General features: G+C 67.9%; 17 protein-coding genes. 10 read left to right on the forward strand and 7 right to left on the reverse strand.

The window, feature by feature from the left end; all coding sequences use genetic code 11:
- The first annotated feature begins 137 nt into the window (after positions 1-137).
- Positions 138-542 carry an META domain-containing protein gene (locus tag C5F46_RS00720; RefSeq protein WP_168796781.1) on the forward strand — a complete coding sequence of 135 codons (405 nt, stop codon included), beginning with the start codon at positions 138-140 and terminating at the stop codon, positions 540-542.
- On the opposite strand, the gene C5F46_RS00725 is transcribed toward C5F46_RS00720, so the two are convergent.
- Positions 511-987, reverse strand: a complete 477-nt coding sequence (locus tag C5F46_RS00725; protein WP_107323487.1) for an Lrp/AsnC family transcriptional regulator — start codon at positions 985-987, stop codon at positions 511-513. The two genes, C5F46_RS00720 and C5F46_RS00725, sit on opposite strands and share 32 nt — an antisense overlap.
- Before the next feature lie 103 nt (positions 988-1,090).
- Here C5F46_RS00725 and putA point away from each other — a divergent pair, with 103 nt between their 5' ends.
- Together putA and C5F46_RS00735 are read left to right on the forward strand one after the other, a co-directional pair.
- Positions 1,091-4,513: a bifunctional proline dehydrogenase/L-glutamate gamma-semialdehyde dehydrogenase PutA gene (gene putA, locus C5F46_RS00730; protein ID WP_107323438.1), complete on the forward strand. Its 3,423-nt coding sequence runs from the start codon at positions 1,091-1,093 to the stop codon at positions 4,511-4,513.
- Between the two features lie 31 nt (positions 4,514-4,544).
- Complete coding sequence (locus tag C5F46_RS00735) at positions 4,545-5,276, forward strand: rhomboid family intramembrane serine protease (protein WP_107323439.1); 732 nt, start codon at positions 4,545-4,547, stop codon at positions 5,274-5,276.
- 92 nt (positions 5,277-5,368) lie between these two features.
- Here C5F46_RS00735 and C5F46_RS00740 read toward each other — a convergent pair whose 3' ends face one another.
- Together C5F46_RS00740 and C5F46_RS00745 are read right to left on the reverse strand one after the other, a co-directional pair.
- A complete protein-coding gene (locus C5F46_RS00740; RefSeq protein WP_107323440.1) occupies positions 5,369-6,157 on the reverse strand; it encodes an inositol monophosphatase family protein in 789 nt (262 codons plus the stop codon).
- Positions 6,158-6,280: 123 nt separating this feature from the next.
- Entirely contained in the window at positions 6,281-7,186 is a 906-nt protein-coding gene (locus C5F46_RS00745) for a LysR family transcriptional regulator (protein ID WP_107323441.1), read from the reverse strand.
- Between the two features lie 90 nt (positions 7,187-7,276).
- On the opposite strand from C5F46_RS00745, the gene metF reads away from it, so the two are divergent.
- Complete coding sequence (metF, locus tag C5F46_RS00750; protein WP_107323442.1) at positions 7,277-8,143, forward strand: methylenetetrahydrofolate reductase [NAD(P)H]; 867 nt, start codon at positions 7,277-7,279, stop codon at positions 8,141-8,143.
- An 85-nt stretch (positions 8,144-8,228) separates the two neighbouring features.
- On the opposite strand, the gene C5F46_RS00755 is transcribed toward metF, so the two are convergent.
- Positions 8,229-9,374 carry a type III PLP-dependent enzyme gene (locus C5F46_RS00755; RefSeq protein WP_107323443.1) on the reverse strand — a complete coding sequence of 382 codons (1,146 nt, stop codon included), beginning with the start codon at positions 9,372-9,374 and terminating at the stop codon, positions 8,229-8,231.
- A gap of 226 nt (positions 9,375-9,600) precedes the next feature.
- On the opposite strand from C5F46_RS00755, the gene C5F46_RS00760 reads away from it, so the two are divergent.
- From C5F46_RS00760 to copM, 5 genes are all read left to right on the forward strand, one after another.
- Positions 9,601-10,032 carry an Lrp/AsnC family transcriptional regulator gene (locus C5F46_RS00760; protein WP_107323444.1) on the forward strand — a complete coding sequence of 144 codons (432 nt, stop codon included), beginning with the start codon at positions 9,601-9,603 and terminating at the stop codon, positions 10,030-10,032.
- Positions 10,033-10,196: 164 nt separating this feature from the next.
- Positions 10,197-13,010, forward strand: coding sequence for a valine--tRNA ligase (locus tag C5F46_RS00765; RefSeq protein ID WP_107323445.1), 2,814 nt, complete (start codon positions 10,197-10,199; stop codon positions 13,008-13,010).
- A 20-nt stretch (positions 13,011-13,030) separates the two neighbouring features.
- On the forward strand, positions 13,031-14,140 hold the full coding sequence (locus C5F46_RS00770) for a pyridoxal phosphate-dependent aminotransferase (protein ID WP_107323446.1): 1,110 nt from the start codon (positions 13,031-13,033) through the stop codon (positions 14,138-14,140).
- A 70-nt stretch (positions 14,141-14,210) separates the two neighbouring features.
- Positions 14,211-14,603 (forward strand): DUF6858 family protein, encoded by a 393-nt coding sequence (locus C5F46_RS00775; protein WP_107323447.1) that lies wholly within the window; start codon positions 14,211-14,213, stop codon positions 14,601-14,603.
- A gap of 93 nt (positions 14,604-14,696) precedes the next feature.
- Positions 14,697-15,071, forward strand: coding sequence for a CopM family metallochaperone (gene copM / locus C5F46_RS00780; protein ID WP_107323448.1), 375 nt, complete (start codon positions 14,697-14,699; stop codon positions 15,069-15,071).
- Positions 15,072-15,157: 86 nt separating this feature from the next.
- Here the strand turns inward: copM and C5F46_RS00785 are convergent, their stop codons facing one another.
- A complete protein-coding gene (locus tag C5F46_RS00785; RefSeq protein WP_107323449.1) occupies positions 15,158-16,354 on the reverse strand; it encodes a pyridoxal-phosphate-dependent aminotransferase family protein in 1,197 nt (398 codons plus the stop codon).
- A gap of 93 nt (positions 16,355-16,447) precedes the next feature.
- Positions 16,448-16,882 (reverse strand): EamA family transporter, encoded by a 435-nt coding sequence (locus tag C5F46_RS00790; protein WP_107323450.1) that lies wholly within the window; start codon positions 16,880-16,882, stop codon positions 16,448-16,450.
- Positions 16,883-17,197: 315 nt separating this feature from the next.
- Between C5F46_RS00790 and C5F46_RS00795 the strand changes: the two genes are divergently transcribed.
- Positions 17,198-18,865 (forward strand): ABC transporter ATP-binding protein, encoded by a 1,668-nt coding sequence (locus C5F46_RS00795; RefSeq protein ID WP_107323488.1) that lies wholly within the window; start codon positions 17,198-17,200, stop codon positions 18,863-18,865.
- An 8-nt stretch (positions 18,866-18,873) separates the two neighbouring features.
- Here the strand turns inward: C5F46_RS00795 and C5F46_RS00800 are convergent, their stop codons facing one another.
- A complete protein-coding gene (locus C5F46_RS00800) occupies positions 18,874-20,808 on the reverse strand; it encodes a lytic transglycosylase domain-containing protein (RefSeq protein ID WP_107323489.1) in 1,935 nt (644 codons plus the stop codon).
- Between the last annotated feature and the right edge of the window lie 120 nt (positions 20,809-20,928).

A 20,928-nucleotide genomic window follows, 5' to 3' on the forward strand; every position in this document is an offset into this window, starting at 1 on the left:
GTTTTGCCGGATTTTTTCGCCGCCCGACAGGATAAGCCCGACCCGCCAGCGCCGTTTTTCGACGCCGCCCTTGGCGCGGGCCACCCAAAGGCGCAGACTGAGCCGATCTGACGACTGCCGATCTGACGGAGATGCCGATGCGCGCCGCTTTTCTGCTGCCCCTCGCCCTTGCCGCCTGTGCCGCTCTTGCCAACCCGCTTGACCCGCTGCCCGAGGGCGGAGGCTGGCGCGTCACCGCTATTGCGGGTGCCCCGGTTCCCACGGGCGCCGAGGTGACAATCGAACGCCCCGACAGCCGCGGCATTTCCGGCCGCGCGGGCTGCAACCGCTACGGCGGCCAGATCAGCGCCACAGGCGCGCGGCTGAAAATCGGCCCGCTGATGGCCACCGAAATGTTCTGCGTCGATCTGATGACGGTCGAGCAGGCCTTCTTCGCCGCGCTCGATCAGGTGGACAGCGCGCGCAGCACCGCAACCGGGGTAGAATTGCTGGCAGGCGATCGCGTCGTGATCACGGCCACGAAACAGGTCCGCTTTCCTTGACCGCCTCCATCGCCACATAGGTTGATGTCGCGGCCACATGCGGCAGGGTCGAGATGCGTTCGGCCATCACCCGGCGATAATCGGCAATGTCGCCGGTGCGAACCTTCAGCAGATAGTCAAAGCCCCCGGCGATCATGTGGCATTCCTCGATCTCGGGCACGGCGCGCACCGCGCGGTTGAAGGCCTGCAACGCCACCTCGCGCGTGTCCGACAGGCGCACCTCGACAAAGGCCACATGCGCCAGCCCCATGCGGATCGGGTTCAGCACCGCCCGATACCCCGCGATCACGCCTGCTTGTTCCAGCCGCTTCATCCGTGCCTGAACCGGGGTTTTCGTCAGCCCCACCCGGCGCGCCAGATCGGCGATGCTGATGCGACCATCGGCCGCAAGCGCGGCCAGAATGGCACGGTCGAATCGATCCAGCGCAAACAGGTCATTTGCCATGCCATCTGGTCTTTCTTTGGTCAGATCGCCTGCCTGCCAGCAATGATAGGGCGAACCGCCTGCAATTATGCCGATATCATGCCCCATCGGCAAGGAGAAGGCGATGGATACCCTCTGGCAGCCAATCGACACCGGCACGCTGGCGCCCGAAGGCCCGCTTCTGGCGCAACTGATCGAACAGGCGGCGCTGCCCGCCGCAGCACGGGCGCGCATCAGCGCCCGCGGCGCCGATCTGGTGGCGCGTATCCGCGCAGGCGCCCGGCCCGGCCTGATGGAATCGGTGCTGGCCGAATACGGGCTGTCAACCGAAGAGGGCGTGGCGCTGATGTGTCTGGCCGAGGCGCTGCTGCGCGTGCCCGACGCCGCCACGATGGATGCGCTGATCGAAGACAAGATCGCGCCCTCCGACTGGGGCCGGCATCTGGGCCGCTCGGCCTCGCCGCCGGTCAATGCCGCGACTTGGGCGCTGATGCTGACGGGCCGCGTGCTCGCCGATGCCGAACCCGGCATCACCGGCCATCTGCGCGCGGCGATCAAGCGGCTGGGCGAGCCGGTAATCCGCGCCGCAATGGCCCGCGCGATGAAGGAAATGGGCCGCCAGTTCGTACTGGGCGAAACCATCGCCGCCGCGCTGGACCGCGCCAGAACACTGGAAACGCAAGGCTATACCTACAGCTATGACATGCTGGGCGAGGCCGCTCGCACCGCCGCCGATGCCGCCCGCTACGCCGCCAGCTATGCCGACGCCATCGCCGCCATCGCAGACGCCTGCCGGGACGGCGACATCCGCACCAACCCCGGCATTTCGGTAAAGCTCTCGGCGCTGCACCCGCGCTATGAGGTGGCGCAAGAGGCCCGCGTGATCGCCGAACTGGTGCCCGTGGTCATCGACCTTGCCCGCCGCGCTGCCGCCGCGGGCATAGGCTTTAGCATCGACGCCGAAGAGGCCGAACGGCTGACGCTCTCGCTCAAGGTGATCGCCGCGGTGCTGGCCGACACGGGGCTGGCGGGCTGGGACGGGTTCGGCGTGGTGGTGCAGGCTTATGGCCGCCGCGCGGGGGCGGTGATCGACTGGCTGCATGCGCTGGCCACCCGGCTTGACCGGCGCATCACGGTGCGGCTGGTCAAGGGCGCCTACTGGGATGCCGAGGTGAAGCGCGCGCAGGTGCTGGGGCTGACCGACTTCCCGGTCTTTACCCGCAAGCTGGCGACCGATGTCAGCTATATCGCCAATGCGCGCAAGCTGTTGGGCCTGACCGACCGGATCTATCCGCAATTTGCCACCCATAACGCCCACACCGTCGCGGCGGTGCTGGAGATGGCGCAGGGCCGCCCGTTCGAATTCCAGCGCCTGCACGGCATGGGCGAGCGGTTGCACGATCTGGTGCTGACGACCCACACCACCCGCTGCCGCATCTATGCCCCGGTCGGCGCGCACCGCGACCTGCTGGCCTATCTGGTGCGGCGCCTGCTGGAAAACGGGGCAAATTCGTCTTTCGTCAACCAGATCGTCGATGAAACCGTGCCGCCCGAACGGGTCGCGGCCTGCCCGCTGACCGCGCTTGAGGCGCTGGCAGACCCCGCCAACCCCAAACTCGTCCGCGGCCCGGCGCTGTTTCCAGGCCGCAGCAACAGCCGCGGCTTTGACCTGACCGACACCCGCACCCTCGCGGCGATCGAGACCGCACGCACCGCCCCCGCCACGCCCGCGGCCGCACCGCAGATCGCCGGGCCGGTCACGGGCAGCGCGCCCCAACCTGTGACGAACCCCGCCACCGGCGCGGCCGTGGGCCATGTCCGCTGGGCCATGCCCGCAGATGTGGACACCGCCCTTGCCGCCGCGCAGGTCTGGCAGGCCAGCCCCGCCCACCGCGCCACGGTGCTGCGTCGCGCCGCCGATCTTTACGAGGCAGACTTCGGCCCGATCTTCGCCCTTCTGGCGCGCGAGGCGGGCAAGACCCTGCCCGACGCGGTGGGCGAATTGCGCGAGGCGGTCGATTTCCTGCGCTACTACGCAGCGGGCGCCGAGGCGCTGACCCATCCGCCGCGCGGCACCTTTGCCTGCATCAGCCCGTGGAACTTTCCGTTGGCCATCTTCACCGGCCAGATCGCCGCAGCCCTGGCCGCCGGCAATGCGGTGCTGGCCAAACCCGCCGAACAGACACCGCTGATCGCGGCCCATGCCGTGCGGTTGCTGCACCGCGCGGGCGTGCCCGCAGCGGCGCTGCAACTGCTGCCCGGCGACGGGCGCGTCGGCGCCGCGCTGACGCGCGCCCCGCGCGTTGACGGCGTGGCCTTTACCGGCAGCACCGACACCGCGCAGGCGATCCGCCGCGCGATGGCCGACAACCTTGCCCCCGACACGCCGCTGATCGCCGAAACCGGCGGGTTGAATGCGATGATCGTCGATTCCACCGCCTTGCCCGAACAGGCGGTGCGCGACATCCTCGCCTCCAGCTTCCAGTCGGCGGGGCAACGCTGTTCGGCCCTGCGCTGCCTCTATGTGCAAGACGACATCGCCCCGCATCTGACCAAAATGCTCTTTGGCGCGATGGATGAATTGCGGCTGGGGGACCCGTGGCACCTGCAAACCGACACAGGCCCCCTGATCGACGCTGGGGCCGAGGCCACCATCCGCGCCCATATCGAGACCGCCCGCGCCGAGGGCCGCGTGCTCAAGGAACTGCCCAGCCCCGGGCAGGGCCATTACATCGCGCCGACCGTGATCGCCGTGTCGGGCATCGCCGATCTGGGGCGCGAAATCTTCGGCCCCGTTCTGCATCTGGCCACCTTCCGCGCCGCTGAGCTGCCGCAGGTGGTGGCCGATATTGCCGCCACCGGCTACGGCCTGACCTTCGGGCTGCACAGCCGCATCGACGGCCGGGTGCAGGCGATCACCGAGACGCTGCCGGTGGGCAACATCTATGTCAACCGCAACCAGATCGGCGCGGTTGTGGGGAGCCAGCCCTTCGGCGGCGAAGGGCTGTCGGGCACCGGCCCCAAGGCGGGCGGACCCGACTATCTGCCGCGCTTCACCCGCGCCCCGCGCCCCGCCCCTGGCGCCACCCCCGGCCCCGCTGCCGCCCCTGCGGCGGTGCAGATGGCGCTGGACGCCACCCGAGCCACCGAACCGCTGGAGAGCCACGACCTGCCCGGCCCCACGGGCGAATCAAACCGCTTGCGACTGATCCCGCGCGCGCCGCTCCTCTGCCTGGGCCCCGGCACCAAGACCGCCGCGGCACAGGCCGATGCCGTGCGCGCATTGGGGGGGCGCGCGGTGCCGGCCGCCGACCTGCCCGCCGCAGCACTCCAAACCCTCGGAGGCTTTTCCGCCGCGCTCTGGTGGGGCGATGCGGAAACGGGCCGCGCCCATGCCCGCGCGCTCGCCGCACGGCCCGGCCCGATCCTGCCGCTGATCGGCACCCTGCCCGACCGTGCCCATGTCGCCCACGAACGGGTGATCTGTATCGACACCACCGCCTCGGGCGGTAACGCCGCGCTTCTGTCTCAGGCCGACGACGCTTGACGGCCCGGCGCGGATCGGAAAGGCTGCGGCCATGTTCCCGATCCGCGACCATAACCCCTCGCAGCGCCCCGCCTATGTCACCTGGGCGCTGATCGCGGCCAATCTGGCGGTGTTCGTGCTGACCCTGCCGCTGGAGGGCGCGCCAAGCCAACTTTGGCTGGCCTGGGCACTCTATCCCGCCGAGGTGACGACGGGCACCGCCTATGGCGGGCTGCTGACCGCGATGTTCCTGCACGCAGGAATTTTGCATCTGGGCGGCAACATGCTGTTTTTATGGGTCTTTGGCGACAACCTCGAAGAAGCTTTGGGCCATCTGGGCTTCTTGCTGTTCTACCTCGCCTCGGGCGTCGCCGCCGCCGCGGCGCAGATCGCGGGCGATCCGATGAGCCCGATCCCGATGGTGGGCGCCTCGGGGGCAATCGCCGGCGTGATGGGCGGCTATCTGCTGTTCTTCCCCCGTGCGCGGGTTGACGTTCTGTTCATCATCGTCATCCTGATCCGGGTGGTCCCGATCCCGGCCTGGATCGTGCTGGGCGTCTGGTTCGGGCTTCAGGTGCTGAACGGCGCGATGGCCGACCCGACCACCGGTGGCGTGGCCTACTGGGCCCATGCCGGAGGTTTTGGCGCGGGGCTGCTGCTGGCGCTGCCCGCATTCCTGCGCCGCGGTGGCCCGGCGTTCTGGTCACGCACCCACGGTGTGCCACCCCACCCCGCGGCCAGCTATTCGGCAACCCGGATTCCGGCGGTGCGCCGCAGAAAATAATCCGCTCTGTGGCCTGCTGTGGCCTGGCAGAAATATCGCGTCGGTGAATTGTCCCGGCACGGGGCAAGACCGGGGCGCAACGGCCCCGCCCCTCAGCCCTCGCGCAGCACCTTGCACAGCGGCTGGAACAACTCGGCATTGCCTGCGATCACACTGCCCGAGCCAAAGATGTCTTGCCCCTCGCGCACCGCCGACACGAAACCGCCCGCTTCCTTGACGAGGATCAGCCCCGCCGCCATGTCCCAGGACTGGATGCCGCGCTCCCAGTAGCCATCGTAGCGCCCCGCCGCCACATAGGCCAGATCCAGCGCCGCCGACCCCCAGCGCCGCACCCCGGCGCAAACCGGCATCAACCGCGCCAGATCCTGCAAGGTTGCAGGCAATGCGGTGCGCCCGGCAAAGGGTATGCCGGTGGCAAAGATCGCCTCGATCATGTGCCGCCGCCCCGAGACCCTCAGCCGCTGGTCGTTCATGAAGGCGCCCATGCCCTTTTCGGCCACGAACATCTCGTCCTTGGCGGCGTCGAACACCACGCCCGCCACGACCTCACCCTTGTGTTCAAGCGCGATCGACACCGCCCAATGCGGCAGACCGTGCAAAAAGTTGGTGGTGCCATCCAGCGGATCGACGATCCAGCGCCGCGTCGGGTCTTCGCCCGCCGCCTCACCGGTTTCCTCGCCCAGCCAGCCATAGGTCGGGCGCGCGCCACGCAGCTCTTCCTTGATGATCCGCTCTGCCTCGCGGTCGGCCTTGGTCACGAAATCCCCCGCGCCCTTGGTCGAGACCTGAAGGTTCTCCACCTCGCGAAAGTCCTTTACCAGCGCGCGGCCCGCTTTGCGTGCGGCCTTGATCATCAGGTTGAGGTTGGCGCTGCCTTGCATCTGTCTGGCTCCTGTTCGTCCGGCGCCCGCTATACGCGGCGACGGCAGGGAATCCAAGCCGTCATCCTCCGCGCGGGAACCGGCGCCTCGGCGTTCCGACCCGCGGGCATTGCAAACCGCGCCTCAGGCGCGCTGCAACTTGACCGGCTCGGTCCGCGCAAGGCGCAGGAAATGCGCCATGAAGGGTTCGGTCGCATCCTCGGCCCGCGTCGCGGCATAAAGCCGTTTGGTCAGGCCCCGCTCGGTCACCGGGCGGGTGATGTAATCGGGCTGATATTTCACCTCGCGCAGCACCCAGTCGGGCAGCACCGCCACCCCCCGCCCCGAGGCCACCAGCATCAGGATCACCGCGGTCAGTTCCACCTGCCGCACCGCGCGCGGCTCCACCTTGGCCGGGGCCAGCAGTTCGGTGAAAACATCCAGCCGCCCCCGGTCCATCGGATAGGTGATCAGCACCTGATCGCGGAAATCCTCGGCCTCGACCCAGGGCTTGGCGGCAAGCGTGCTGGTGGCCGCCGCCACCAGCATCGGCGCATAATCGAACAGCGGGTGAAAGGTGACGCCCTCGATCGTCTCGGGGTCGGACGAGATCACCAGATCGACCTCCTGACGCAGCAGCGCGGGCAGCGCGCCAAAGGCCAGACCGGGGCGAATATCCACATCCACCTCGGGCCAGGCGTGGCGGAACTGTTCCAGCACCGGGAACAGCCAGTCAAAACAGGCGTGGCATTCAATGGCGATGTGCAGCCGCCCGGCGCGCCCCGACCGCAGCGCGCTGAATTCCGCCTCGGTCGCCGCCACCTCGGGCAGCACCCGCTCGGCCAGCCGCAACAGCCGCAGCCCCGCCGCCGACAGCTTCAGCGGCTTTGAGCGGCGCACGAACAGCTCCACCCCCGCCTGATCCTCCAGCCCCTTGACCTGATGGCTCAGCGCCGATTGGGTGATGTGCAGCACATCCGCCGCCCGTGCGAGCCCGCCCGCATCGTGAATGGCCTTGATCGTGCGCAGATGACGAAGCTCCAGATGCATTATGCGGCGCGGCTCATGATCGTGTTGAGGATTATGAATTTGTCTCACATGACTCGATAGGGCACAAGGGACCATCCAAAGGGGGCCGCCATGACCACGCCGCGCATCAGTTTTGAATTCTTCCCGCCGCAAACACTCGATGCCTCGTTCCGCCTGTGGGAAACAGTGCAGGTGCTGGCGCCGCTGAAACCGTCCTTCGTTTCCGTGACTTATGGCGCGGGCGGCACCACGCGGCAGCTGACGCACGAGGCGGTCACGACGATCGGCAAGAACTATGGCCTGAACGTCGCCGCGCATCTGACCTGCGTCGATGCGACCCGCGCCGAAACGATGGAGATCGTCAACGCCTACGCCGAGGCGGGCGTGCGCGAGATCGTGGCACTGCGCGGCGATGCGCCAAAAGGGGCAGACCGCTTTACCCCGCACCCCGAGGGCTTCGCCTCTTCGGTCGAGCTGATCGCGGCGCTGGCCGCCGACGGGCGCTTTACCATCCGCTGCGGCGCCTACCCCGAGCCGCACCCCGACGCCGCCGACCCGCTGGCCGACGTGCGCTGGCTGAAACGCAAGATCGACGCCGGCGCCACCAGCGCGATCACCCAGTTCTTTTTCGAGGCCGACACCTTCTTCCGCTTCCGCGATGCCTGCGTGAAAGAAGGCATCACCGCCCCCATCATCCCCGGCATCCTGCCGATTCAATCGTGGGAGGGCGCCAAACGCTTCGCCGCCCGCTGTGGTACCCGCGTGCCGCCCCGGCTGGACGAGGCCTTTGCCACCGCCAAACGCGACGGCCGCGAAGATCTGCTGTCGCTGACACTGTGCACCGCGCTCTGCGACAAGCTCGTCCAGGGCGGAGTCGAGGATCTGCATTTCTACACCCTCAACCGCCCCGGCCTGACGCGCGATGTCTGCCACGCCCTTGGCGTGACGCCCGATGTGGGCCTTGAACAGGTCGCCTGACCCCTCGTGCCCCGCCAGATCGGCCTGCCAGACATGCAAACGCCCGCGGACAGACCCGCGGGCGTTTGCCGTCCTGCCGTCGCTGTCAGCCGTTCAGCGACAGCGCCGTGACCGTCGTCATCTGGCCAAAGCCGTTGAACCGCGTGTTGGTCGCGCTGGAATACGCGCCCATGCCCATGAAGATCACATAGTCCCCTTCGGCCAGATCGGCCGGCAACGGCAGGTCGCCCGGCAGCCGGTCAACACTGTCGCAGGTCGGACCAAAAACCACGCGCCCGACCAGTTCGCCGCTGCGCGGCTTGCCCTCGGGGGTGTGAACCTCGATCCGCTCGATATTGCCGACGATCGGCAGTTCGGTCAGCCCGCCATAGACGCCATCGTTCAGGAACACATGCACCCCGTCGCGCACCGCCTTGACCTGCGTGATCAGCGCAAATGCATCCCCCACAAGACCACGCCCCGGCTCGCAGACCAGCTTGGGCCGGGCCGACCCGAAGGCCTCGGTCGCCACCCGGTCGATCAGCGTGAAGATCGCCTCCAGCGCAGGCGCCTCGCCCGGCTGCCGGTGCGAGGGAAAACCGCCGCCGACATTCAGCCGGAACGCGGGCACGCCCGCCGTCTCGCAAATCTCGGCCGCGGCGCGCAGATAGGCGTCCCAGGTCATCGGATCGGTGCATTGCGTGCCGGGGTGGAAGGTCAGCGACGGCACAAAGCCCGCCGCGGCCACGCGGCGCAGCAGCACCGCCGCCAGTTCCGCGGTCGCGCCGAACTTGGCGCCAAAGTTGTAGGCCGCGCCCGCCACCGGCAGCTTGAATCGCACCGAAATCTCGCAGCCCAGCGGCGGCACCATCTCGATCAGCTTGTCCAGCTCCGACACCGAATCGACCGACCAGCTTTTCACGCCCGCCGCCACCGCATGTGCAATCTCGCCGCGCGCGCGCACCGGGTTGTTGTAATGCAGCGCCGCACCGGGGGCGAGACGGCGGATCATGTCGATCTCGGCGGGCGAGGCCACGTCAAAGCCCTGCACCCCCGCGGCCACCAGGTTTTCAATGACCATCTCGTCGGGGTTCGACTTGACCGCATAGGTCACCATGCCGGGAAACCCGGCGATGAAGCGGCGCGCGGTCGCCTGCAATACGGTCGGCGCAAACACCATCACCGGGTGCTCGGGTGCCTGTGTGCGGATGATTTCGGACGGCGCGGCCCAGATCGTTTTAGACAGTCCCATCGGCGTGCTCCCTGCCAACAAGACGCATTAGCCCCTTGCCCCGGCATACGGGTTGGGAGACGCTTGCGCGTTCAAACCAACCAGGCCAGGTGCGTATGAGCCGCCCTTTCACCTGAAACTTAAGTCTGCGCGATATGAGCCACAATTTCACCGATCAAAAGGCTAGAAATGCTGCGCAGCGTCGTTATAATGACGAAAATTCCGGTCAAACTGTCGGTGATGACATATGGACGACCTCGACAGGCATATCCTGCGGCTGCTGGGCGGCGATGCGCGCATGTCGGTGGCAACACTCGCCCGACGATTGAAGGTTGCGCGCTCCACCATCCAGGCCCGGCTGGAGCGGATGGAAACGACCGGCGTGATCGCCGGCTACACGATCAAGCTGGGCGAGGCGGCGCGCCAGGGCCGCATCCGCGCCACCGTCATGCTGCAGATCGAACCGCGCGCACAGCCCGCAATCCTGACCCGGCTCAAGACCATCGCAGAGGTCGAGCGCATCCATTCCACCTCGGGCCGGGTTGATCTCTTGCTGCAACTCGCGGCAGGCTCCACCGCCGAACTCGATGCTGTGCTTGACCAGATCGGTGCGATGGCGGGGGTGAAATCCTCCGAAAGCCTGATCCACCTCTCGACCAAGATGGACCGCGCCGTCTGAAACCTCCCCTTTCCCGTTGCCGAAATATCCTCCGGGGGTCCGGGGGTGGAAAACCCCCGGCGCCCGCCGCCCGCACAGCGCCTTCCCCTCTGGCCTTCCCCTCTGGCCTTCCCCTCTGGCCCCGCGCGCGGTAAAGAGCCTGCAACAAACGCAGGATCAGACCGATGCCGATGGAAAAGACCTTCTCCCCCGCCGAGGCCGAAGCCCGGATCGCCGCCGAATGGGAGGCCGCGGGCGCCTTCGCCGCAGGCGCCAACCAAAGCCGTGACGATACGTTCTGCATCATGATCCCGCCGCCGAACGTCACCGGCAGCCTGCACATGGGCCACGCCTTCAACAACACGCTGCAAGACATTCTCGTGCGCTGGCACCGGATGCGCGGCTTCGATACGCTGTGGCAGCCGGGGCAGGACCATGCCGGCATCGCCACGCAAATGGTCGTGGAACGCGAACTCGCCCGCACCGGCCAGCCCTCGCGCCGCGATCTGGGGCGCGAGGCGTTTCTGGAAAAGGTCTGGGAATGGAAGGAACAATCCGGCGACACGATCATCGGGCAGCTCAAACGCCTCGGCGCTTCTTGTGACTGGTCGCGCAACGCCTTCACGATGGACGCACATTTCCAGCAGGCGGTGATCAAGGTCTTTGTCGATCTCTACAACAAGGGCCTGATCTACCGCGGCAAGCGGCTGGTGAACTGGGATCCGCATTTCGAAACCGCGATTTCCGATCTGGAGGTCGAGAATACCGAAGTGCAGGGCCATATGTGGCACTTCAAATATCGCCTCGCAGGCGGCGAGACGTATGAATACATCGAGCGGGACGGCGACGGCAACGTGACCCTGCGCGAGGTGCGCGATTACATCTCGATCGCCACCACGCGGCCCGAAACCATGCTGGGTGACGGCGCGGTGGCGGTGAACCCCTGTGATGAACGCTATGCGCCGATCGTGGGCAAGCTGGTGCATCTGCCGCTGTGCGACCGCCTGATCCCGATCATCACCGACGACTACCCCGACCCCGACTTTGGCTCGGGCGCGGTAAAGATCACCGGCGCGCATGATTTCAACGACTATGCCGTGGCGATGCGCAACCACATCCCGCTCTATCCGCTGATGGATACCAAGGGCCGGATGCGCGACGATGGCCTCCCCTATGCCGAGGCGGTCGAGATCGCGCGCGCCATCGCCGCCAACCCGGCGCTGGCCGACACCACCGACCTGTCGGCGGTCAACCTCGTGCCCGAAAAATACCGCGGAATGGACCGGTTCGAGGCGCGCAAGGCCGTGATCGCCGACATCTACGCGCAAGGTCTGGGCGTGATGGTCGAGGGCCCCGATGGCGAGATCGTGCCCTATATCGAGTCGAAACCCATCATGCAGCCCTTCGGCGACCGCTCCAAGGTGGTGATCGAGCCGATGCTGACCGATCAGTGGTTCGTCGATACCGCGCAGATCGTGCAGCCCGCCATCGACGCAGTGCGCGAGGGCCGCACAAAGATCCTGCCGGAACAACATGAAAAGGTTTACTTTCACTGGCTTGAGAACATCGAGCCGTGGTGCATTTCCCGCCAGCTGTGGTGGGGGCATCAGATCCCGGTCTGGTATGACGACGAGGGCAACCACTACTGCGCCGCCTCCGAGGCCGAGGCGCAGGCGATGGCGCCGGGCAAACACCTGACCCGTGACCCCGACGTTCTCGACACCTGGTTCTCGTCCGGTCTGTGGCCCATCGGCACGCTGGGCTGGCCCGAACCCACGCCCGAATTGCAGAAATACTTTCCCACCGATGTGCTGATCACCGGCTTTGACATCATCTTCTTCTGGGTCGCCCGGATGATGATGATGCAGCTTGCCGTGGTCGATCAGGTGCCCTTCCACACCGTCTATGTTCACGCCCTGGTGCGCGACGAGAAGGGCAAGAAGATGTCCAAATCCCTGGGCAACGTGCTCGACCCGCTGGAACTGATCGACGAATTCGGCGCCGATGCGGTGCGCTTCACGCTGACCGCGATGGCCGCAATGGGGCGCGATCTGAAGCTGTCCACCGCGCGGATCGCCGGCTATCGCAACTTTGGCACAAAGCTGTGGAACGCCACCCGCTTTGCCGAGATGAACGGCGTGTTCGAGGGCGCGGCACAGCCCGGCATCCCTGCCCCCGCCCATACCGTGAACCGCTGGATCATCGGCGAAACGGCCCGCGTCCGCGAGGCGGTCGATGAGGCGCTGGAAAACTACCGCTTCAACGATGCCGCCAACGCGCTTTATGCCTTTGTCTGGGGCAAGGTCTGCGACTGGTATGTGGAGTTTGCCAAACCCCTGTTCGATGGCGACCACGCCGCCGAAACGCGGGCCACGATGCGCTGGGTGCTGGATCAGTGCTATATCCTGCTGCACCCGATCATGCCCTTCATCACCGAAGACCTCTGGGGCCTGACCGGCACCCGCGCCAGGATGCTGGTTCACGCCGACTGGCCGGGCTATGGCGCCGAACTGATCGACCCCGAGGCGATGCGGGAAATGACCTGGGTTATCGGCCTGATCGAGGAAATCCGCTCTGCCCGCGCGCAGATGGGGGTGCCAGTGGCCGCAAAACTCGCCATGATCGTGGCCGAGGCCGACGAGCCGGCGCTGGCCGCACTTGCCCGCAACGAGGCGCTGATCTTCCGCCTTGCGCGGATCGAGACGGTGGCCGCAGGCCCCGCCCCCAAGGGCGCGGTCACGCTGGCCCTGCCGGGCGCCACCATCGCGCTGCCGCTGGCCGGCGTGATCGACGTGGCCGCCGAACAGGCGCGGCTGGAAAAGGCGCTGGGCAAGCTGGAAAAGGATCTGGGCGGTCTGCGCGGGCGGCTGAACAATCCGAAATTCGTGGCCTCCGCGCCCGACGACATCGTGGCCGAAAACCGCGAGGCCCTGGCGCTCGGCGAGGAAGAGGCCGCCAAGCTGCGCACCGCACTGGCACGGCTGGCTGAAATGGGCTGAACAGGACAGGGGGGGGCAGGATGACCGGACCGCGCTACACACGGCTTGTGCAAAGCCTGCCCGCCTCGGTGCCCTTCACCGGCCCCGAAACGCTGGAACGCAACGCGGGGCGGGCCTTCCGCGCGCGCCTTGGGGCCAACGAAAACGGCTTTGGCCCCAGCCCCCGCGCCATCGCCGCCATGCAGGAGGCGGCCGCAGGCGCCTGGATGTATGGCGACCCGGAAAACCACGACCTGAGGGCGGCTCTGGCCGCCCATCACGGCTGCGGCCCGGAAAACATCATGGTGGGCGAAGGCATCGACGGGCTTCTGGGCTATCTGGTGCGGCTGCTGATCGAGCCGGGCGATGCCGTCGTCACCTCGGACGGGGCCTATCCGACCTTCACTTTCCATGTGCTGGGCTTTGGCGGCGCGCTGCACAAGGTGCCCTACCTCGGCAACCACGAAGACCCCGCCGCCCTGATCGCGCGCGCCGCCGAGACGGGGGCGAAACTCGTCTACATCGCCAACCCCGACAACCCGATGGCCAGCCACCACCCCGCCTCGACCATCGCCGCCATGGTCGAGGCAGTGCCCGACGGTTGCCTGATGATCCTGGACGAGGCCTATATCGACCTCGCCCCCACCGGCACCGCGCCCGACATCGACCCCGCCGACCCGCGGGTGATCCGGATGCGGACCTTTTCCAAAGGCTACGGGCTGGCGGGCGCGCGGGTGGGCTATGCCATCGGCGCGGCACCGCTGATCGCGGCCTTCAACAAGATCCGCAACCATTTCGGCATGTGCCGCACCAGCCAGATCGGCGCCCTGGCGGCGCTGACCGATCAGGGCTGGAGCGCCCATGTCCGCGCCGAAGTGGCCCGCTCGCGCAGCCGTCTCGCCGCGATCGCCACCGAGAACGGCCTGATCGCCCTGCCCTCGGCCACCAATTTCGTCACCATCGACTGCGGCGCCGACGGGGTGTTCGCCCGCCGTGTCCTGGCCGGGCTGATCGAGCGCGGTATCTTCGCCCGGATGCCCTTTGTGCCCCCACACGACCGCTGCATCCGCATCAGTTGCGGCCCGGATGCCGAAATGGTCGCCGTAGCCGAGGCCTTGCCGCCGGCGCTGGCCGCTGCATGCACAGGCTGAGAAAAGACGCTTGACCCGACGCCCGAAAAGTTACATTCAAAATACCGAATTTAACGCACGGGTGAGGCCCATGAAACAATCGCTGCTGATGGAAAAATACCCGGTCTTCGACATGACCCTGCCGAAGTCCGAAACCTCCTGCGCCTCGGTCGATGACATCATCGCCGCGCTGAAGGCAAAGATCGACGCCCACCCGAAAGTGGCCTTTATCGCCACCTTCGACCATTACGCCCACACCGCAGCCATCGGCGGCACCATCGCCGACACGATCAGGGCGGCCAAGAACATCGTGTTCTGTTTTGGCGTGATGCTGCCCAATGCCCATGTTCTGGCGGTGCGCCCGCGCGCCATCGGCGTGGCCGATATGGGCGATCACTTCCACCTCACCTTCCTCGAGCCGCCGATGGAACTGGCGACGACGGAAATGGAAGCCTGGTGCAAGGCGCTCGCCGACAAGGCCTGACCGCTGCGGGGGGCGCCCCGGCGCCCCTCTCCCAGCGGTGATTTGCCCGCGCGGGCCGCATCGGCCACACTCCCCACACCAAGGGAGAGACCGATGACCAGAACATACCCCGCGCTTTGCGCCGCCCTGATCAGCCTTGCGCTGGCTCAGGGCACCACGGCCCAGTCGATGGACCATTCCGCCCATATCGGTGCTTCGCCCGCCGCGGCAGCCCCCGCCTCGACCGCCGCCTTCATCGCAGCCAATGACACGATGCACACCGCCATGGCGATCGACTACACCGGCAATGCCGACGTTGATTTCCTGCGCGGCATGATCCCGCATCATCAGGGTGCGGTCGCCATGGCGCGCGTGGTGCTGGACCACGGGACTGATCCCGAGGTCCGCGCGCTTGCCGAACAGATCATCGCCGCGCAAGAGGCCGAAATTGCCTGGATGCAGGACTGGCTGACGAAAAACGCCAACTGAGAGGCCCGCCCTTCATCTTGGCCGAAATATCCTCGGGGGGTGAATGGGCCGCAGGCCCAGAGGGGGGCAGACGGCCCCCCTGCCCTTCAGCCCGCAACCACAGCCGTGGCCGCAGCCAGTCCGCCCGGCCCGTGCGGTATGTCCAGCGCCCGCATCCCCGCCTCCATTACCGCCAGAACGCCCAGTGTCATATGCGCGTTCACATGGCCCATATGCGCCACCCGCAGGAAATCACCAAAGGCCGGGTCATCGGGCGCCGCCATTCCCAGCCCGATGCCGAGCGTCACCCCGGCCTCGGCCTCGCACCAGGCGCGCAGCCGCGCCGCGCCGCCATTCCCGATCCGCACCGCCGTCACCGCCCGCGCGCGGGCCGCGGGGTCGGTAATGTTCAGCGCAATGTCACCGCCCCGCCCCCAGGCCTCGAACGCCGCCCAGACCGCGCGTGCCAGCCGGTCGTGCCGCGCCCAGACATGGGGCAGACCCTCTTCCTCCAGCAGCATCGTCAGCGAGGTGCGCAGACCGAACAGGTGGTGCGTGGGCGCCGTTCCGGCAAAATGCATCCAGAAGTCGGGGCCAAAGGCGCGCGGCTCCCAGCGCCAGTAGGGCGTGGCCAGATCGGCCCGTCGCCCGGCCTCCAGCGCCTTGTCGGAAAACCACACAAACCCCAGCCCCGGCGGCACCATCAGCCCCTTCTGGCTGGCCGACACCATTACATCGACGCCCCAGTCATCCATCCGAAACTCGTCACAGCCCAGCGAGGCGATGCAATCCACCGCCAGCAGCGCCGGGTGCCCCGCCGCATCCATCGCCGCCCGGATCGCGGCAATGTCGTTTTTCACCGAACTGGCGGTATCGACATGCGTCACCAGAACCGCCCTGATCTGGTGCGAAAGGTCAGCGCGCAACGCGGCCTCCAGCCGGGCCGGGTCGGCGGGGGCCGATTTGCCAAAGTCGATCACCTCGACCTCTACCCCCATGGCGCGGGCGCTTTCGGCCCAGCCGATGCCGAACCGCCCCGTGGCCAGCACCAGCGCCTTGTCGCCGCGCGAAAACATGTTGGCATTGGCCGCCTCCCACGCGCCATGACCATTGGCGATGTAGATCGCCACATGCGCACTGGTCAGCGCAACCCGCCGCAGGTCGGGAAACAGCGTTGCCACCATCTCGACCAGATCGCCCGCATAGATATTGGGCGCGGGCCGGTGCATCGCGGCCAGCACCCGGTCGGGGATCGCCGAGGGGCCGGGAATGGCAAGATAGGGGCGGCCCTGCGCAAGGCTCATTGTCTATCTCCTGTTCTGACCACACATCGGTAAGACCGGCGGGCGGTCAGGTCAATCTGGCGTGACGCATGGCCGGGCTGCGGCGGGCGTGGGCTATTTCAGCGCGACCAGCACCGCCCCCGCTGCGATCAGCGCAACCCCCAGCCAGTTGTGCCCCGCCAGCCTCTCGCCCAGAAACACCACGCCAAAGATCGCCACCAGAACGACGCTCAGCTTGTCCAGCGGCGCCACGCGGGCGGCATCGCCCAGTTTCAGCGCGCGGAAATAGCACAGCCAAGACGCCCCTGTTGCCAGTCCCGATAGCAGGATGAAAAGATAGCTGCGCGCCGAAATCGTCGCCAGCGGTTGCCATTGCCCCGTCGCCAGCACAATGCCCGACAGCGCCAGCACGATCACCACGGTGCGCAGCAAGGTGGCGAAATCCGGCCCCACCCCGGCAATGCCGATCTTGGCGAAGATCGCGGTCAGCGCGGCAAAACCGGCAGAGCCCAGGGCCCAGACCTGCCACGACCCGGCAAGATGATGCATCAGCTTCCCCCTTCCGATCTTCCGGCGCCAGCCCGACGCCCCGCCAGAGGATCACAAGCCCGCGCCAAGGCCAAGTCCTTGCGAGGTGCGGCACCCGTGTTGTGCCCGATCCGAAGGCAGCAAGCCGCGCCGCGACCCTCGGCCAGCCGTCTCGCGCGCCCCGCCCCGCTTGCGCCCTGCCCGGCATCGGGCTATCCCGAACCAACCGCTCGCCCGTGCAAAGGCCCGCCCTTGGCAAAACCCTCCGATCCCTACCGCTCTTCGGCCCTGTTCGGCCGCCTCTGGCGCGACTATCTGCGCCATCACCGCCTGACCATGGCGGCGGCAATCGCCGTGATGGCAATCGAAGGGTCCACCCTCGGCGCGCTCAGCTACATGCTGGAGCCGCTGTTCGACCGTGTCTTTGTGGCGGGCGACGCGGGGATGGTCTGGGTTGTGGGCGTTGCAATCCTCGGGCTGTTCGTGTTGCGCGCGATCACCTCGATCGTTTACCGCACCCTGCTGACACGGGTTTCTCTGGGCACATCGACCGCGATGCAGATAGACCTGTTGCGCCATATCCTGACGCTGGATGCGCAGTTCTTTCAGGCCAACCCGCCCGGCGCGCTGATCGAACGCGTGCAGGGCGATACGATCGCGGTGCAGGGGGTTTGGTCCACTTTCATCACCGGGGCGGGGCGCGATGCGATCTCGCTGATGGCGCTGTTTGCGGTGGCGATCAGCATCGACCCGGTCTGGACCGCCACCGCGCTGGTGGGGGCACCGCTTCTGATCCTGCCGACGGTGGTGGCGCAACGCTATATCCGCCGCAAGACGCGGGCGATGCGCGAACAATCGGGCGAACGCGCAACCCGACTGGATGAGGTGTTCCACGGTATCGCCGCGGTCAAACTGAACCGGCTGGAGGCCTATCAGACCGACCGCTTTGCCCGTATCGCCGATGCGATCCGGCGCGCGCAGATCAAGATGGCGGCCTCGACCGCCGCGATCCCGGCGCTGATCGACGTGGTGACGGGGATCGGCTTTTTCGGGGTGCTGATTCTGGGCGGGCGCGAAATCATCGCGGGCGAACGGACGGTGGGCGAATTCATGTCGTTCTTCACCGCGATGGCGCTGACGTTCCAGCCGCTGCGCCGCCTTGGCGGGTTGGCCGGCACCTGGCAGACCGCGGCCGCCAGCCTTGAGCGGCTTTACCGGCTGCTGGACATCGCGCCGCGCGTGGTCAGCCCGGCCACGCCGCGCCACCCCGAACCGGGCCAGACCACGATCCGGTTCGAAGATGTGCATCTGGCCTATGGCGACACGCCGGTGCTGCGGGGGCTGAGCTTTACCGCCGAGGCAGGCCAGACCACGGCGATCGTAGGGCCGTCGGGGGCGGGTAAAAGCACGCTGTTCAACCTGCTGACCCGGATGGCCGACCCCGATCAGGGCCGCGTCACCATCGGCGGCATCGACACCCGCGAGATCGACCTGCCCGGCCTGCGGGCGCTGTTTTCCACCGTTTCGCAAGATTCGGCGCTGTTTGACGAAACCATCCGCGAAAACATCGTGCTGGGGCGCCGCGATGTGCCCGAGGCCGCGCTGGCCCGCGCGCTGGAGGCCGCCCATGTGGCCGATTTCCTGCGCATCCTGCCCGCCGGGATCGACACGCCCGCAGGCCCGCGCGGATCAGGGCTGTCGGGCGGGCAGCGCCAGCGCGTGGCAATCGCCCGCGCGGTGCTGCGCGATGCGCCGGTGCTGCTGCTGGATGAGGCGACCTCGGCGCTGGATGCCGCCTCCGAAGCCGTGGTGCAAGAGGCGCTGGAGCGACTGGCAGAGGGCCGCACCACATTGGTCATCGCGCACCGTCTGGCCACCGTGCGCGAGGCCGACAAGATCGTGGTGATCGAGGCGGGCCGGGTGGTCGAGGAAGGCACGCATGACGTGCTGATGGCCCACAACGGCAGCTATGCCGCGCTGTGCCGGATGCAGTTCGCGGCCTGAACCCTGCCTCAGTCTCGGCCCTTCAACTCGTCGCTCAGCCGCACTGGCCCTGCCTGCCCGGTCAGCCGCGCGCGATAGACCGGCAGGCTTTCGGCCACCCGCATCACATAGTTGCGGGTTTCGGTGAAGGGGATCGCCTCGATCCAGTCCACCACATCGACATGCGCCGCGCGCGGGTCGCCACGCTCGGCCATCCAGCGCCGCGGGCGGCCCGGACCGGCGTTATAGCCCGCCGCCACCAGCACCGGCGAGGACCCGAATTCATCGCGCAGACCGGCCAGATAGGCCGCGCCCAGCCGGGCGTTATACTCGGGGTCGGTGGTCAGCCGCGCCGCCTCGTAAGGCAGCCCCAGCCGCGCCGCCATCCGCCGCGCGGTTTCCGGCATCACCTGCATCAACCCGCGCGCCCCCGCCGCCGACACCACAGCCGCGTCAAACTCGCTTTCGCGCCGCGCGATCGACAGCGCCAGTTCCTTCGGAACCCCCAGATCCAGCCGTTCCAGACCCGACAGCGGGAAATAGGCCGCAGGCAACACCACGCCCTGCTGCGCGGCGGCCTTGGCCAGCATCAGCCCCAGATGCGGCTCGCGCCAATCCAGCGCCAGCCGGGCCAGACGGGAAATCTCGTCCCCGCTCAGGCTTTCGGCCAGATGCAGAAAGAACCGCTCGGCCTGCGCCTTGTCGCCCGCGGCCTGCAACAGCACGCCAGCCTGAAACACCGACGAGGCGGTGAACCCCGCGCCGCGCCAGTCGGGCAATTCGGGCGGGTTGGCCAGCGCCGGATCAAGCGGCAGCCCGGCGCGTTCCGACGCCAGCAGTCCATAAAATGCGGTCTGATGCTGCGCCGCTTTGGCATAGGCCGCGCGCGCCGCCTCGGCCTGACCCAGCGCCTCTTGCGCGCGGCCCTGCCAATAGCCCGCGCGTGACAGGCTGATGGGGCTGGCCACCGCGGCCTCCAGCCGCTGGAAATGGCCCAGCGCCGCGGGGGCATCGCCCAGCTTCAGCGCGGCATAGCCCGCAAGCCACTCCAGATCGGCATAATCACTGCCCGACGCCAGATGGTGCCGCGCGGCCAGACGATAGGCGCGCGCCGGGTTGCCCTCGCGCAGATCGCGCCGCGCCAGCCCCGCGCGGGCCTTGGCCCACAGCGCGGGCTCGCCCAGGGCCTCGGCGCTGGCCGACCGCTCCAGCACCAGATCGGCGGCGGCATCATCGGCATCCTTGCGCATCCGCCAAACGGCCCGGTCGCGCGCCAGACCCGCTGAACCCAGCATCCGTTCCGGGATCGCCTTGATCAGCGCATCGACCCCGGAGGCATCGGTCTGCAAGGCAATCCGCGCCTCGGCCACAGCGCGGGTGCCGGGGCTGACACGCGCCAGCATCCGCCGCGCCTGCGCCACCTCACCCTGATCCAGCAACCACGCCATGCGCCCGCCGTGATGGTCGGCCAAGGCGGCGCCATGGTCGGCCAGCAGCGCCAGTTCTTCGGCTTCGGTCAGGCTCAGCCCGCGCCAGGCGGCGGCGACCACGGCGGCGGTCTTGGCGCCCTCGCCACGCGCCTGATGCGCCGCGGCCAGCGCCAGCGCGCCGGTGCCGGTCTGCGGGGCGACCCCCGCGAAATAGGCCACCACCTCGTCGGGCCGGGCGCCTTGCAAGGCCGCCTCGCCCTTCTTGCGCAGCAGCGCCATACCCGGCCAGTCGGCCCGGCGCGTGGCGAAATCGGCGTAGTCGGCCAGGCTGCCCTGCCCCGCGCGCAGCCGCTGCCATTCCACGATGTCAAAGGCCAGCGGCCCCGATCCGCGCGCCGCATCGGCGGCCCCCGCCCAATCCTGCGCACCGACAGCCGCCAGCGCGCGCGCCAGCGCGGCCGGGTCTTCGGCGCGCGACGGCGCGGGAATCGCGAAAATGGAAAGCGCCGCCAGAACGGCAAAGGCTCGGATCATGGCTGCCTCGGGTGTTGTTTTACTCTTTCCTGCCTGCACCGGGGCCATGGCGCAAGACACAAACTTGGCAAGGCCGCGCCGCTCGTCTAGGGTCCGGCGCGATTTCAACCGGGCGAATCC

Source organism: Phaeovulum veldkampii DSM 11550 (assembly GCF_003034995.1).
GTDB lineage: Bacteria > Pseudomonadota > Alphaproteobacteria > Rhodobacterales > Rhodobacteraceae > Phaeovulum > Phaeovulum veldkampii.